At 46.4% G+C, this 13910-nt stretch carries 12 protein-coding genes; 8 read left to right on the forward strand and 4 right to left on the reverse strand.

Going from position 1 to position 13910, the window contains the following annotated elements:
* Position 1 precedes the first annotated feature (1 nt).
* The 8 genes from rpoC (at position 2) to fusA (ending at position 9234) form a co-directional block, all read left to right on the forward strand.
* Positions 2–3835 (forward strand): DNA-directed RNA polymerase subunit beta', encoded by a 3834-nt coding sequence (rpoC, locus tag LRM45_RS03625; protein ID WP_243826799.1) that lies wholly within the window; start codon positions 2–4, stop codon positions 3833–3835.
* A 271-nt stretch (positions 3836–4106) separates the two neighbouring features.
* Positions 4107–4520 carry a 30S ribosomal protein S12 gene (gene rpsL / locus LRM45_RS03630; protein WP_129631024.1) on the forward strand — a complete coding sequence of 138 codons (414 nt, stop codon included), beginning with the start codon at positions 4107–4109 and terminating at the stop codon, positions 4518–4520.
* 2 nt (positions 4521–4522) lie between these two features.
* On the forward strand, positions 4523–5002 hold the full coding sequence (gene rpsG, locus LRM45_RS03635) for a 30S ribosomal protein S7 (protein WP_243822735.1): 480 nt from the start codon (positions 4523–4525) through the stop codon (positions 5000–5002).
* An 80-nt stretch (positions 5003–5082) separates the two neighbouring features.
* Positions 5083–5577: a YajQ family cyclic di-GMP-binding protein gene (locus tag LRM45_RS03640; RefSeq protein WP_243826800.1), complete on the forward strand. Its 495-nt coding sequence runs from the start codon at positions 5083–5085 to the stop codon at positions 5575–5577.
* Positions 5578–5589: 12 nt separating this feature from the next.
* Entirely contained in the window at positions 5590–5796 is a 207-nt protein-coding gene (locus LRM45_RS03645; RefSeq protein ID WP_243826801.1) for a hypothetical protein, read from the forward strand.
* A 198-nt stretch (positions 5797–5994) separates the two neighbouring features.
* Positions 5995–6198, forward strand: a complete 204-nt coding sequence (locus LRM45_RS03650) for a hypothetical protein (RefSeq protein ID WP_243826802.1) — start codon at positions 5995–5997, stop codon at positions 6196–6198.
* A gap of 4 nt (positions 6199–6202) precedes the next feature.
* A complete protein-coding gene (locus LRM45_RS03655; protein ID WP_243826803.1) occupies positions 6203–7054 on the forward strand; it encodes a serine protease in 852 nt (283 codons plus the stop codon).
* An 89-nt stretch (positions 7055–7143) separates the two neighbouring features.
* Positions 7144–9234, forward strand: coding sequence for an elongation factor G (gene fusA / locus LRM45_RS03660; protein WP_243826804.1), 2091 nt, complete (start codon positions 7144–7146; stop codon positions 9232–9234).
* Positions 9235–9303: 69 nt separating this feature from the next.
* On the opposite strand, the gene LRM45_RS03665 is transcribed toward fusA, so the two are convergent.
* From LRM45_RS03665 to LRM45_RS03680, 4 genes are all read right to left on the reverse strand, one after another.
* Positions 9304–10695 carry a threonine/serine exporter family protein gene (locus tag LRM45_RS03665; protein WP_243826805.1) on the reverse strand — a complete coding sequence of 464 codons (1392 nt, stop codon included), beginning with the start codon at positions 10693–10695 and terminating at the stop codon, positions 9304–9306.
* Positions 10696–10796: 101 nt separating this feature from the next.
* Positions 10797–11300, reverse strand: a complete 504-nt coding sequence (locus tag LRM45_RS03670) for a hypothetical protein (RefSeq protein ID WP_243826806.1) — start codon at positions 11298–11300, stop codon at positions 10797–10799.
* 127 nt (positions 11301–11427) lie between these two features.
* Positions 11428–11814 (reverse strand): hypothetical protein, encoded by a 387-nt coding sequence (locus LRM45_RS03675; RefSeq protein WP_243826807.1) that lies wholly within the window; start codon positions 11812–11814, stop codon positions 11428–11430.
* Positions 11815–11926: 112 nt separating this feature from the next.
* Positions 11927–13894 (reverse strand): alpha-amylase family glycosyl hydrolase, encoded by a 1968-nt coding sequence (locus LRM45_RS03680; protein WP_243826808.1) that lies wholly within the window; start codon positions 13892–13894, stop codon positions 11927–11929.
* Between the last annotated feature and the right edge of the window lie 16 nt (positions 13895–13910).

Below are 13910 nucleotides of genomic sequence, written 5' to 3' on the forward strand. Positions count from 1 at the left end.
GATGGCAAATTCTGCATTTAACGCAACGGGCATCAGCGATTTTGACGCGGTTCGTTTGGCAGTAGCTAGCCCAGAAGACATTCTGAAATGGAGCTATGGCGAAGTTTTGAAGCCAGAAACAATTAACTATCGCACACAAAAGCCAGAACGCGACGGATTGTTCTGTGAGCGAATCTTTGGTCCAGTTAAGGATATCAATCCGCACGACTCAAAGCTTAAGGGCGTACGTTCACGCGAAGCTGCTGTCGATAAGAATGGTGAATTGGTCACTAAATCAATCGTTCGTCGTGAGAGAATGGGTCACATTCAATTGGCAGTTCCAGTTGCGCACATTTGGTTTATGCGCGGCACTCCAAGCGCAATGAGCCAGCTGCTTGGTATGACGGTTCGCAATATTGAGAAAATCGTTTACTTTGCAACTTACGTTATCTTAAACGTTGACGAAGCAACTCGTGATCAATATTTGGCAGATTTGGAAGCGGAAACTGATTTGGCTCGTAAGGCTATCAAAATCCGCTACGAAAAAATGGCTGAAGAAGATGGCGCTGATGTTAAACAACTAGCTAAAGAGCAGAGCCGTGAAGTTGAGGAGTTGGAGGAAGCTTACGTTGGTAAGAAATCTCAATTGGAGAGCTTGAATTTCGGCGCTTTGATCTCAGAGAGCGAATATCGCAACTTGCCAGAAGAATATGACGAATTGATCGAAGTTGGCATGGGTGCTAGCGCGGTCAAAGAACTCTTGGACAAGATTGAGTTACCAAAGCTTATCGCTGAATTGACAGAGGAAGTTGAAACTGCAAAAGGTCAGCGACAGAAGAAGTTACTAAAGCGCTTGAAGATGCTGGAGAGTATGGAATCTGCTGGCATTAAGCCATCAAGCCTATGTATGACTGTTCTGCCGGTGATTCCTCCGGATCTTCGTCCAATGGTGGCGTTGTCTGGTGGCCGATTTGCGACATCTGACTTGAACGATTTGTATCGCCGAATTATCAACCGAAACAATCGCTTGAAGAAGTTGATTGAACTTAACGCGCCAGAAGTTATTCAGCGTAATGAAAAGCGCATGCTTCAGGAAGCTGTTGACGCTTTGATTGACAATTCAGCATCACGCGGTCGTGCAGTTAGCTCGACTGGTGGTCGCCGCAGCTTGAAGAGCTTGAGCGATATGCTAAAGGGTAAGCAGGGTCGCTTCCGCCAGAACCTTCTTGGTAAGCGTGTTGACTATTCTGGTCGCTCGGTTATCGTGGTTGGTCCAAAATTGAAGATTAACCAATGTGGTTTGCCAAAGCAAATGGCGCTGGAATTGTTCAAGCCATTCGTGATTAGCTGGTTGATTAAGAATGAATTTGCGCACAATATTCGCTCGGCTTCACGCCTAATTGAAGCTGGTGAAGCAGTGGTTTGGGATGCGCTGGATTCAGCAATTGAAGGCAAGTACGTGTTGCTTAACCGTGCACCAAGTTTGCACCGTTTGTCAATTCAAGCCTTCCAGCCAGTTTTGGTTGAAGGAAAAGCTATTCAATTGCATCCGCTAGTTTGTGCCGGATTTAACGCCGACTTTGACGGCGACCAGATGGCTGTTCACTTGCCGCTATCAAAAGAGGCTCAGGCTGAGGCTCGTGAATTGATGAGCGCAACTGCCAACTTATTGAAGCCTGCCGATGGTGCGCCAGTGTTGCACATTTCGCAGGATATCGTGCTTGGTAACTATTACTTGACTTACGACAAGCCACAAGCTCAGACTGACAAGATTAAGACTTACAGCTCTGTTTACGAAGCAGAAATGGCTTACGACAATGGCGTAATTCAATTGCAAACCCCAATTCGTATCTTTGCGAAGGGTAAAATGCGTGAAACAACTTTGGGTCGCGTCTTCTTCAATGAGATTCTGCCTGAAGATTTCCCGTATGACAATAATGTCCAGACCAAGAAACAGCTTAAGAAAGTGCTGGCGCAAATCTTTAACAAGTACGGCGCCGAGGAAACCGCTAAGATTGCAGACCGTATGAAGGGTCAAGCTTTCCGCTTTGCTACGGTTGCGGCTGTGTCTACTGGTATGACCGACTATGTCCACTTCGAGGAAATCCCTCAGTTTGTGGCTGAAGGTGATGCTAAGGCGGCTTTGATTTCTGAGCAATTCGACCAAGGTTTGATTACTGAGGAAGAGCGATATAACTTGACGGTTAGCGCATGGCGAAACGTCGACAATAAGATTACGGCGTTCCTGAAAGACCAATTGGCGCACATGGACACCAGTATTTCTATGATGGTCAACTCTGGTGCTCGTGGTGATATTTCCAACGTGAAGTTGGCGAGCGCGATGATCGGTGTTCAGATGGACGCAACCAACCATGAGATTGAGCTTCCAATCCGCAGCTCCTACACGGGCGGCTTGTCTAGCCTTGAAGCCTTTATCGCAACTCGTGGTGCACGTAAGGGTCTTATTGACACGGCTCTTAAGACTGCCGACTCGGGTTACTTGACTCGTCGTTTGGTTGACGTTGCACAAGACGTATTTACCGTTGAAGATACTGATGGCGACGATGAAGGTTACGCAATTTACCGATCAGAAACTGAAGAGACGATGATTGATTTCTCAAACCGTTTGGCTGGTCGTTATGCTGCTGAAACAATTCCAGGTCACGTCAATAAGAACGAATTGATCACGCGTGAAATCGCAGATTCAATTGATGACGACGAAAGTATTGAAAGCGTTAAGATTCAGTCCGTATTATCAACGAACAACCTTAACGGTATTCCACAGCGAAGTTACGGTATTGATATGTCGACTGGTAAATTGGTTGGCAATCATCAGCCAGTCGGTGTTATCGCCGCTCAGTCAGTTGGTGAGCCGGGTACTCAGTTGACGCTTCGTACCTTCCACAACTCTGGTGTTGCTGGTGGTGACATTACCCAAGGTTTGCCTCGTGTTGAAGAATTGTTTGAAGCACGTACACCAAAGGGTCAGGCGTTCATTACGGAAGTTGCTGGTTTGGTCGACGTTTGGGAAGATGGCAAGAAGTATATCGTTCAAATTACACCAGAATCTGGCAAGGTTGAACGATTGCCATTAGAAGGTCGAACTGTTGTGGTTAAGGCTGGCTCAAGCGTTAAGGCTGGCGACGTTTTGGCAACTGGCGAGAGCGACACTCGACCTTTGATTGCACCATTTGACGGTGTGATTGAGTCGGCTGAGGATACTTTGGTGATCGCGGCAGAGGCTGCTTCGCCAACTCGTTATGAAATCCCAGGCAATATGCAGTTGGTCGTTAAGGCAAACGATATTGTTGAAGCTGGTGATCGATTGACTGCTGGATCGTTGAACTTGCACGATTTGATGCGACTTAAGGGTGTTGAGGCAACTCAGCGCTACATCATCAACGAAGTTCTGCGAATCTACGCTGCTCAGGGTCAGGACGTGGCTGACAAGCACTTGGAGATTATTGTTCGCCAAATGTTTAGTCGCGTGCAAATCGAAGATGCTGGTGATAGCGAATTTGTGACTGGCGACATCGTTTCTAAGGCCGCTGTGGTCAATGCGAATAAGCAATTGGCTGCTGAAGGTAAGAACCTGATTAGCTACACACAATTGCTACTCGGTATCACGAAGGTGTCAATCTGGAGCGACTCATGGCTATCAGCCGCATCCTTCCAAGACACTACTCGCGTTTTGATCAACGCTGCCGTATCTGGTCGAGCCGACCACTTGCACGGTTTGAAGGAAAACGTCATCATCGGCCGCAAGATTCCAGTAGGAACTGGCGCAGTCGAAGAAGATGAAGAATTCGAAACACCGAGCGAAGACGAATTCGTCGAAGAGGAAGTCGCCGCTTAATAAGTAGGCTTCACAACTACGGGAACCGCCTCAATTCCGGGGCGGTTTTCTATTGATTTTAGTGATACCTATTATTTTATATTTTGGGTAGATATTTGACGTCAAGTGTGTTATAATTTTTCTCAGAGTTTCCTCTTTTCGGAGTGCGCGGTGGTTTGAATGTGTACAGACTGCAATCTCGGCGGAAAAGGTATAGACACGGAGAGGAGTTGCTGAATCCAAACCGTAAGGCGAATTGCCGTAATTAGTAAATCAACCAAGGAGAAATTGGATGCCAACAATCAACCAATTGGTGCGTAAACCGCGCCAAACGGCTAAGAAAAAGTCCAAGTCGCCAGCACTAGGTCGTATTCATAACGCCCTAAAAACACGTTATTACGACCAGAATGCACCGCTTAAGCGTGGTGTTTGTGTGCGTGTGACGACTAAGACGCCAAAGAAACCAAACTCAGCTTTGCGTAAAGTTGCTCGTGTTAAGTTGAATAACGGCTATGAAGTTTGGGCGTATATCGGTGGTGAAGGTCACAACTTGCAGGAGCACGCTGTGGTCTTGATCCGCGGCGGTCGTGTGCCTGACCTTCCAGGTGTGCGTTATCACATCGTACGTGGTGCACTTGACCTTCAGGGTGTTAACAACCGTAAGAAGGGTCGCTCTAAGTACGGTACAAAGAAAGGGGATAAATAATCATGCCTCGTAAAGTTACCAAGAAGTTGCAGCGTGAACTTAAACCTGATCGCCGATACCAAAGCGTACTAGTTCAGCGTTTGATCAACAAGTCAATGCTAGACGGTAAAAAGTTGGCGGCTGAACGCGCTGTCTACACAGCTCTAGAAACTGCCGCTAAGAAATTGGATTCTGAAGATCCATTGGCAGTGTTTGAAAAAGCATTGAAGAACGTTAGCCCAAGCTTCGAGGTTAAATCTCGTCGCGTTGGTGGTGCTAACTACCAGATTCCATTCCCAGTTCAGGGACATCGACAATTGCACTATGCGTTTAGCTGGCTAGTTCAAGCAGCCCGCGCTCGCAACGGAATGCCATATTCACAGCGATTGGCATTGGAAATCGTTGACGCTTACAATGAAGCTGGTGCTGCCTTCAAGAAGAAGGAAGACACCCACAAGATGGCTGAAGCTAACCGCGCTTTTGCGCACTTTGCTCGTGGCTAATTATTGCTTGAAAGCAAAATCAGGAAATCGCTCTAAACAGGGCGATTTTTTGGTATAATAGAAAAAATTAGGAGGGAGAAATGGCGAGTTTTTCGTTTGATATTGTGTCAGAAATTGACAAGGCTGAGATGAATAATGTTTTCATGCAGGCTGAAAAAGAAATCCAAGGGCGTTATGATTTCAAGGGGACGAGCGCGGCAATTGATTGGCTGGATGACAAAAAGGGTCTGAAAATTACCGGCGACAATGATTGGCAAGTTGATGCTGTTCTGGATATCGTGCGCAAGAAATTGGCGGGGCGTGGTCAGTCGAGCAAAGTTCTGGATTTATCAAAAGAAAAAGTTGTTTCGAACCTGAAGACGACTTGGGAGATTCCGTTCAAGCAAGGTCTTGATCAGCCGACGGCGAAGCAAATTGCCGCTGATATTCGTGCTAATGCGCCGAAAGCTAAGCCGCAAATTCAAGGCGACCTCGTTCGTATTACCTCTGCGTCGAAGGATGAACTGCAGAAAGTTATTAGTTTATTGCGAGAAAGTGATTATGACACACCTCTACAGTTTGTAAATTATCGTTAGGATCGTAGCGGTATGAATCAGAAGCCAATGAAGAAATTAAAAATTGCAGCCATCGTTCTGGGTGTGGTTTTCTTGATCTCCGTTATAGTTGGGCTGATTGTCGTTAACAATAACCGCTCTTCCGGAGTTAGTAAAACCGCAAAAAAGAAGATCCAGAAGATTTTTGCCGAAGAAGATGCTAAGAGCTTGCAAAAAGTCGTTTCCAAATATGGCTATTAGATTCGATACGACAAGAGTATTTTTACTGGCGAAGGTCACGTCTTAAATAAAGACTCTAATGAAAAACAGTATAGCGCCACTACGTATGCTGATGATGAGCTGAAAGAAAGTCGTGCTTATGCGATTTTGCGATTACATTTCAGAAAAGGTTCAGAAAAGCCGAAGGAGGAAGAGGAGAAGTTTTCATTTAGGAAGATTATGCCAGACTTCTCAATCGTAACTTCGCGCAAAAAAGCTTATTTTGATCGCTCAACGATGTCCGAGGAATACAAGGACACGAAGAAATATTCAGATTTGGATTTAATGCTTCAGGGCGATATTAACAAGCAGAAGAAAGATAATCCTAACTTAAAATATCACACTAGCGATTGTCGACGACGGCGTAAATACGAAGAAGAGTAAGACTGTGCCAACCGTTACTCAGGGGAATGTTTCTGGTTCGGGCAGTGACGCGGGTGGTCATAAGCTGTTTTCAATGAGTGCGCAAATTGCGGCAGGCAACAGTGGTGGTCCAGCGTTTGATGACGATGGTAAGCAGATTGGACTAAACACCTACGGCGGTTCATCCTGTGCGGATAGGAGCGAGCGCAACAATTCTTGTTTTGGAGAGGGAATATTCCGTGATATCGCTGATCTGAAAACTATGGCGAAGAAAAATAATGTTGCGTTATCGGCGAACGGCGAATTGACTAAGCTCTGGGGAGACGGCTTGGAGAGTTTTTCTCAAGGTAAATATTCTCAGGCAAAGGCTAAATTTGAACAATTGGATAAAAAATACCCCGACAATTATTTGGTGGCGAAGATGATCGAAGTTTCATCCAATACTCCAGATGATTCTACGGAAAGCGAGGCGTCTAGCGCAGAAGCTGGAATGAGCGAGTCAGAAAATAACACTACAGTTATAATCGTGGTTGTGGTGATTCTTTCAACGGGAGCATTATTCTTAACAGTGTCAATTATCGCAATTGCCGTTTCTGTCAGTAATCGACGCAAGATGAATACTTATCCATATCCTGTCGCTGGACAATTCCCGCAACAACCTCAATATCCACAGCAGCCGTATCAGCAGCCAATTCCGCCGCAACAACAATATCCGCAACAAAATTACTATCAGCAGCAACCTGGTCAATATCCGCCAACATACGTGCAGCCGCCTATAGAGCAGCCTCCAGCTAACTATCCGCCTGTGCGGCACCAGTTCAGAACGACAACGAGTCTAAAAATCCCCCAGCTTAGAGCTAGTCAAAAACATAGATAACTGATATAATAAAACGCAAGAGTAGTTTTTTGGTGTCAAAAAAATTGACCAAAAATCTCGGCAAATTAACGTAATATAAAGGAAAATTTATGGCAGAGACGCATGTTCCGCTAAAGAATTTTAGAAATATTGGTATTATTGCCCATATTGACGCCGGTAAAACGACGACAACTGAGGGTATTTTGTACCGCACTGGTTTGACACATAAGATCGGTGTGGTTCGTGGTGAAGGTGACGGTGCTACCACCGACTGGATGGCGCAGGAGAAAGAGCGTGGTATTACTATTACGTCAGCTGCTGTGACTTGTTTCTGGAAAGATCACAAGATTAACATTATCGACACCCCAGGGCACATCGACTTTACCGCTGAGGTTGAGCGTAGTTTGCGCGTGCTTGACGGTGCAGTTACGGTCTTTGACGGTAAGATGGGTGTTGAAGCTCAGTCTGAAACTGTTTGGCGCCAAGCTAATAAGTACGGCGTACCACGTATTTGTTTCGTTAACAAGATCAACCAGACGGGTGGTGACTTCTACAAATCTCTTGAGTCAATTCACAACCGCTTGAGTAAGCAGGCTTTCCCAGTTCACTTGCCAATTGGTTTTGAAAAGACTATCAACGGTGTTGTCGACTTGATTGACATGAAGGCTTACACCTACGACGACTACACAGATCACGAGTTGAAGGTTGGTGAGGTTCCAGCTGACATGCTTGAAAAAGCTAAAAACGCACGTTCTCTGTTGGTTGAAAATGCTGTTGAAGCTGACGACGAATTGATGATGAAATTCTTGGATCAGGGCGAAGAAGCTATTACCGTTGACGAGCTAAAGATGGCTCTCCGCAAGCGCGTTTTGGCTGGTGACTTTTACCTAGTCACTGGTGGTGATGGTCGCGGCGTGATCGTTGAGAAGTTGCTTGACTTGATGGTTGATTTCTTGCCAAGCCCGCTAGACGTTGATGAAATTTGGGGCAAGAATCCAAAGACTGGCGACGAAGTTAGTCGCAAGCCATCAGACAAGGAGCCTTTGTCTGCTTTGGCGTTTAAGATTGCTGCCGATCCATTTGTTGGTAAATTGATCTTCGTTCGTGTCTATTCTGGTGTTTTGACCTCAGGAAGCTACGTTCTTAATACGACAACTGGTGAAAAAGAGCGAATTGGACGAATCGTTCGTATGTTTGCTGACAAGCGTGAAGAAATTAGCAAGGTTGAAGCTGGTGACATCGCCGCTGTGGTTGGCCTGAAATCTACTGCGACTGGTAACACGTTAGCAGACGTAGCTCATCCGATTGCTCTTGAGTCAATTGAATTCCCAGAGCCACCAGTATCGATTGCGGTTGAGCCAAAATCAAAGGCTGACCAGGAAAAGATGGCGTTGGCATTGCAACGCTTGGCTGAAGAAGACCCAACTTTCCGAATTCACACTGACGAAGAAACAGGTCAGACAATTATGTCAGGAATGGGCGAGTTGCACCTAGACATTCTTATCGACCGTATGAAGCGCGAATTTAAGGTTGAAGCCAATATTGGTGAACCTCAGGTTGCCTTCCGCGAAAGCATCAAGGGTCGCTCTGAAGTTCAAGGTAAGCACGCTAAGCAGTCTGGTGGTCGCGGTCAATATGGTGACGTTTGGGTTCGCTTTGAGCCTAATGAGACTGGTAAGGGCTTTGAATTCGTTGATGAAATTAAGGGTGGCGTGGTTCCTCAGGAATATCGCCCAGCCGTAATGAAGGGTATTCGCGAAACATTGGAAGGCGGTGTTATTGCTGGTTATCCAGTTGTTGACGTTAAGGCTACACTTTACGATGGTTCATACCACGATGTCGACTCCTCAGAATTGGCGTTCTCATTGGCAGGTTCGATAGCTGCTCGTGAAGGTATTAAGCAAGCTAACCCAATCTTGCTTGAGCCAGTTATGAAGGTTGAAGTTACTACACCAGAAGACTTCATGGGTGACATCATCGGCGACCTTAACTCACGTCGCGGACGTATCGACGCTATGGAAGACTTGATGGGTGGTGCTAAGCTAATTAAGGCGTTTGTGCCATTAGCAAATATGTTCGGCTACACATCAGACATTCGCTCAATGTCTCAGGGTCGCGCCGCTTCAACGATGGAATTAGCTCAATACGAGGAGGTTCCACCAAACGTTGCGCAAGAGATTATCGAAAAGCGAAATAAATAATCTCTGCATCATAAAAAATCCTCGGAGCGAATCCGGGGATTTTTATTTGGCTAAATTTCGGGTTATTTTTTATGATGCTTGCGTGTTGCGACGGAATAAATTGATAAATTGTCGGCGGATTGGGCGACCGACGATGTTACCGAATGACGCGCCAATTGCTACTGCCACGCCGATGAGAATTGCTCGCGCTAAGATAGCCAAGGCTGGTAGGAAGTTTGCGCTGTTCGGTGGATATAGAACGACGCCCATCAATCCATTGTAAAGCGACAATCCTGGGACTAGCGGTACGATTCCCGCCGCAATAATCGCCAGGGAAGGGAATTTCCATAATCTGGATGTCATAACTGCGACTAGTCCAATTACCGCCGCCGCGATGCCGCTCGCTGTTACGATATCAAAACCAAAACTCATGGCTAATCGTGAAATCCACCAGCCGAATATAGCAATTAATGCTGAAATAATCATGCCAAAGAATCGAGAATGATTCCTCAGAACGAACGCCGCCGCGATAATTCCAGCCCCCAAATACTGAGTGTGTCCGTCCGCCAATGTCAATCGATCTGGTGTCGCAGGGAATGTTATGCCAAATTTTGTCGCAATGTATAATCCGACCATCACGCCAGCAATTACGCCGCCCGTTGCCATCACGACTTTTAATAATCTGGCGTTGGCGGTCATGTAATATTCGTCGATTGCGTCCTGAAATGCGCCGACAAACATTAGTCCCGCGACTAATAAGACAATTCCGCTGATAACCAACAATGTTGCGTTGACGCTTAGTCCCAGATAATTGCTACACCAAGCTGCGCCCGCCGCCACCAATGTTACGAAAATAGCCACGAGGGCTTGCGAATAAAACAACGGCGCGCCAATACGTCCCAGCCATCTTAATAATCCAGTTGCTGAGAATCCGAGCAGAAACGCTATTGATGCCATGAGTAAACTGCCGCCGTACAAAATAACAGAACCCGCGCTCACTAATCCGCCCGCCGCGTAAACGACCAGTCGGGAATGTTCGGTGGGTTTTTTGAGTATTTGTTGCAATCGCTCCTCGGCTTCTTCTAGGGAAAGTTGCTTGCGACGAATGTCGAGGGCTAATAATTGCAATGCTTGAATCAATTGATAATTAGGATCGTCAGGAACGATAACTCGCGCCATCGTCAAAGGCTCATGGCTAACTCCGCGGTCTTGAGAAATTGTCACCAAAGTGTAGCTCACATCCACATGAACAGGTCTGCGGCAATATGTCCGCGTGATTCCTTGCGCCATACGAACCACATCGCGGGCAACCACGCCCATGCTCAGAAGCTGCTCGGCAATCGTCATAGCCAGGCGCAAAGCTCGCATATTCGGCGTCAAACTTTCGTCAATTTTCTCCAGATGATGCTCTGGCTCAAAGCTGTAAAGATTAGCGACTCGGGCTAATGATTGCTCAATGAATTTTGGTACTTTTTTCTTCACAATATCTAGTGTAACAAATTTTATGCCAATAGAAATAGCCCGCCAAGAGAGCTCTAGCTCAAGGCTTAAGCCTTAAGCGAACTATTTCTCTTGACGGGCGGTTAGTCCTCGTCGTCGTTACAGTAATCATCGCGCTCGGGCGGCACTGGCGCGATGACCGCAGTCACCACTGGCAACGTACACATAAACAGCGTGAACGCCAGCGCGTCGGCCCACCCCTCTCCATCAATGACGACGTTAAACGCCGTCGTTAGGTCACCCCAATCAGTGATTAGGGTGTCGATATTTGAGGCTAATAGCGCGACATATACTACCGTACCAAGTATTGCAGTCACCTTTAGCGCTACTGTTGGGATTTTACCAGTAGAACTAAAGTAGACCCAGCCGAGGGGGATAGTAAGGGCTTGCGCCGCCACCAGGAGAGCTGTGGAGCAGATAATTGCCCCGATAGTCGTGCCTAGTGTGAGCACGAAGACTGCGCACGCACTGATAGTAAAGATTGCAGTCCTCAGGCTGATGCCGAGACTCGTGTTGTTGCTGTTCATGGCTTTCCTTCCACAAGAACTACCTTTGTTGACGGGGTTGTCAACAAAGACTGTGCTCATTTTACAACATCTACATCAAAAAGTCAATAGGATATACGAAATAATTCCACAAACCAAAAGAAATAGCCCGCCAAGAGAGCTCAAGCCGAGACTAAAAGTCTCAAGGCGAACTATTTCTTGACGGACACTAGTCCTCGTCGTCACTGTCGTCGCGCGTGGGCGACGATGGCACGATGACTGCGAGAAGGATGGCTATAGTGCTTGTAAGCGCAACAAAACCTCCTAGTGTAGTCATTTTCTCTGGTTCGATGGTAGCCCCAAGCGGGGTGCTCATGACCCCCAACTCCTTGAATGCGCGTATGACCGGTAGTTCGGCCACAGGCACCCATAGAATGAAGGGAATCCGAGAATTATCGTCCGGAACCTGCCACCTCCATGCGAGATAGCCCGCCAGTGGCAGAGCCATCGCCGTGCAGGCGATGGCAGCGCTGGCGGTAAGATAAGTATCCCCTATAATGATCAAATCTAGGCTGACTAGAGCCAGGGCTGTGACCGTAATTTTCAACTTGAGCATGGTGACTCTCCTTCTCGAACTGTACAAGGACTACTTTCGTTGACGGGATTATCGACGAAAGCTTACGTCACTTATACTATACTTGCGTAAAAAAGTCAACATTGGGAGGAGTTTAATCAACTTTCTGTAAAATAATGCCCGTTCTGGCTGGCAAGTAAACTTTAAGATTGTGATTGTTATCAGCTGGGGAAGTGAAAAATCGGGAATTATGGTCTATTCGCTCCTGTCCGCCGAAGTTCTTATCGTCGCTACTTAACGCCAATTTATAAGAGCCGGCTTCTGCGGGTACTGTGTAATCTGAGTGGGATTTGTCGGGCGAAAAATTGATAACAAATAAAAAGTCGCCGTGCATAAAACTGACCATATGATCAGATTGGCGAACCGTCAAATGGTGGACATTAGGATTATCAATTTGCTTAATAATCTTCATCAGCGCCGCGTCAAAATCTCCCAGCCATTGATATTTTAAGAAGCCATTGTCGCGCAAATTCCATTGCCTACGAGCGTGCTTAAACGACCAATTATTGCCTTCGCGCGGAAAATCAATCCATTCCGGATGCCCGAATTCATTGCCCATAAAATTCAAATAACCGCCGCCATGCAGCCCAGCTGTCATTAGACGAATTAGTTTATGCAGGGCTATTCCGCGTTCGGTCTTAAGATCTGGATCAATTTTATCCATGTGCCAATACATATTTTTATCAATCAATCGGAAAATCAGCGTTTTATCGCCGACGAGCGCTTGGTCGTGGCTTTCGGCGTAATTGATGACTTTTTCCTCTGGCCGATGCGAACTCAAAGTGTAAGCCAATTGCCCCAAATCCCAATCTTCATCATTTTTCTCTTTCAGAGTTTTTATCCATAAATCTGGCGCACCCATTTGCAAGCGATAATCAAATCCCAGCCCGCCGTCTTTTGTTGATGCGCCAAGTCCAGGAAAACCGCTCATTTCCTCTGCAATTGTCGTGGCGTCGGGGCGAACGGCGTGAATGGTTTCATTTGCCAATCTTAAATAAGCGAGCACGTCTTTGTCGACGTTGTCGCGGAAATAATCGTCATAACTAGTGAAACTTTTTCCGAGTCCGTGATCGTGGTAAATCATACTAGTTACACCATCAAACCTAAATCCGTCAATGTGATATTCGTCCAGCCACCAACGGCAATTACTTGCCAAAAAATGCAAAACTTCTGGCTTGCCGTAATCGAATAATCGCGAATCCCATTCAGGATGATTTGTTGGCTTGAAATATTGTGTCGGATCGCCAGCGAAATTGCCCAGACCTTCGACTTCGTTTTTGGCGGCGTGAGCGTGAACGAGGTCAATGATGACGCGCAGTCCCATTCCGTGCGCCGTGTCAACCAATTTCTTAAAATCGTCGGGAGTGCCAAATCTTGACGAAACCGCGAAAAAGTTGCTGACGTGATAACCGAAACTGCCGTAATATGGATGCTCGGCGATTGCCATAAGCTGAATGGTGTTGTAGCCAGATTCTTTAATTCGCGGCAAAACCTCCGTGGTAAATTCACTGAAACTGGCAACTTTTTCTTCCTGGCTACTCATGCCAATATGCGCTTCGTAAATTAAAGGAACTTTTGGCTTGGGCGGGGTTTTATATTGCCAATCATAGGGAGTTTTTGGCGACCATACAACTGCGGAAAAATCGACAGAATTTTCGTCCTGAACGACGTAATTTGAGTATGAAGGCAGTCGCCAGCCATCGCCACCAGGCCAATAGACGCGCAATTTATATTTCTGTCCGTGGCGAAGTGAATTTTCAGGAAGATTTATGCTCCATTCGCCGTTTTTATCACGATTTAAGGCAAATTCCTCGCGCTCTTTCCAATCTGAAAAATCGCCAATTAAAAACATTCGAGTGGCGTTAGGCGCCCATTCGCGAAATATCCAGCCTGCATCTGTTTTGTGAAGTCCAAAATGTAAAAAACCCATCGCGAATTCGGCTGGCGTCTTGCCGCTTAAAACCGTTTTCAGCTTCGAAGAAATATACTTCTCGCGCGCCTGAATTGTGGATTTGTGCGGCGCTAGCCACTGATCCAAATCAACGAGGGTTTTATTGCTCATGTTTCTAGTATACAGC

This window comes from Candidatus Nanosynbacter sp. TM7-057 (assembly GCF_022828295.1).
GTDB lineage: Bacteria > Patescibacteriota > Saccharimonadia > Saccharimonadales > Saccharimonadaceae > Nanosynbacter.

Excerpts from the sequence above, each read along its gene's own strand:
- rpoC (WP_243826799.1), top strand. The coding sequence starts at position 2 with ATGGCAAATTCTGCATTTAACGCAACGGGCATCAGCGATTTTGACGCG.
- rpsL (WP_129631024.1), top strand. The coding sequence starts at position 4,107 with ATGCCAACAATCAACCAATTGGTGCGTAAACCGCGCCAAACGGCTAAG.
- rpsG (WP_243822735.1), top strand. The coding sequence starts at position 4,523 with ATGCCTCGTAAAGTTACCAAGAAGTTGCAGCGTGAACTTAAACCTGAT.
- LRM45_RS03640 (WP_243826800.1), top strand. The coding sequence starts at position 5,083 with ATGGCGAGTTTTTCGTTTGATATTGTGTCAGAAATTGACAAGGCTGAG.
- LRM45_RS03645 (WP_243826801.1), top strand. The coding sequence starts at position 5,590 with ATGAATCAGAAGCCAATGAAGAAATTAAAAATTGCAGCCATCGTTCTG.
- LRM45_RS03650 (WP_243826802.1), top strand. The coding sequence starts at position 5,995 with ATGCCAGACTTCTCAATCGTAACTTCGCGCAAAAAAGCTTATTTTGAT.
- fusA (WP_243826804.1), top strand. The coding sequence starts at position 7,144 with ATGGCAGAGACGCATGTTCCGCTAAAGAATTTTAGAAATATTGGTATT.
- LRM45_RS03670 (WP_243826806.1), bottom strand. The coding sequence starts at position 11,300 with ATGAGCACAGTCTTTGTTGACAACCCCGTCAACAAAGGTAGTTCTTGT.
- LRM45_RS03675 (WP_243826807.1), bottom strand. The coding sequence starts at position 11,814 with ATGCTCAAGTTGAAAATTACGGTCACAGCCCTGGCTCTAGTCAGCCTA.
- LRM45_RS03680 (WP_243826808.1), bottom strand. The coding sequence starts at position 13,894 with ATGAGCAATAAAACCCTCGTTGATTTGGATCAGTGGCTAGCGCCGCAC.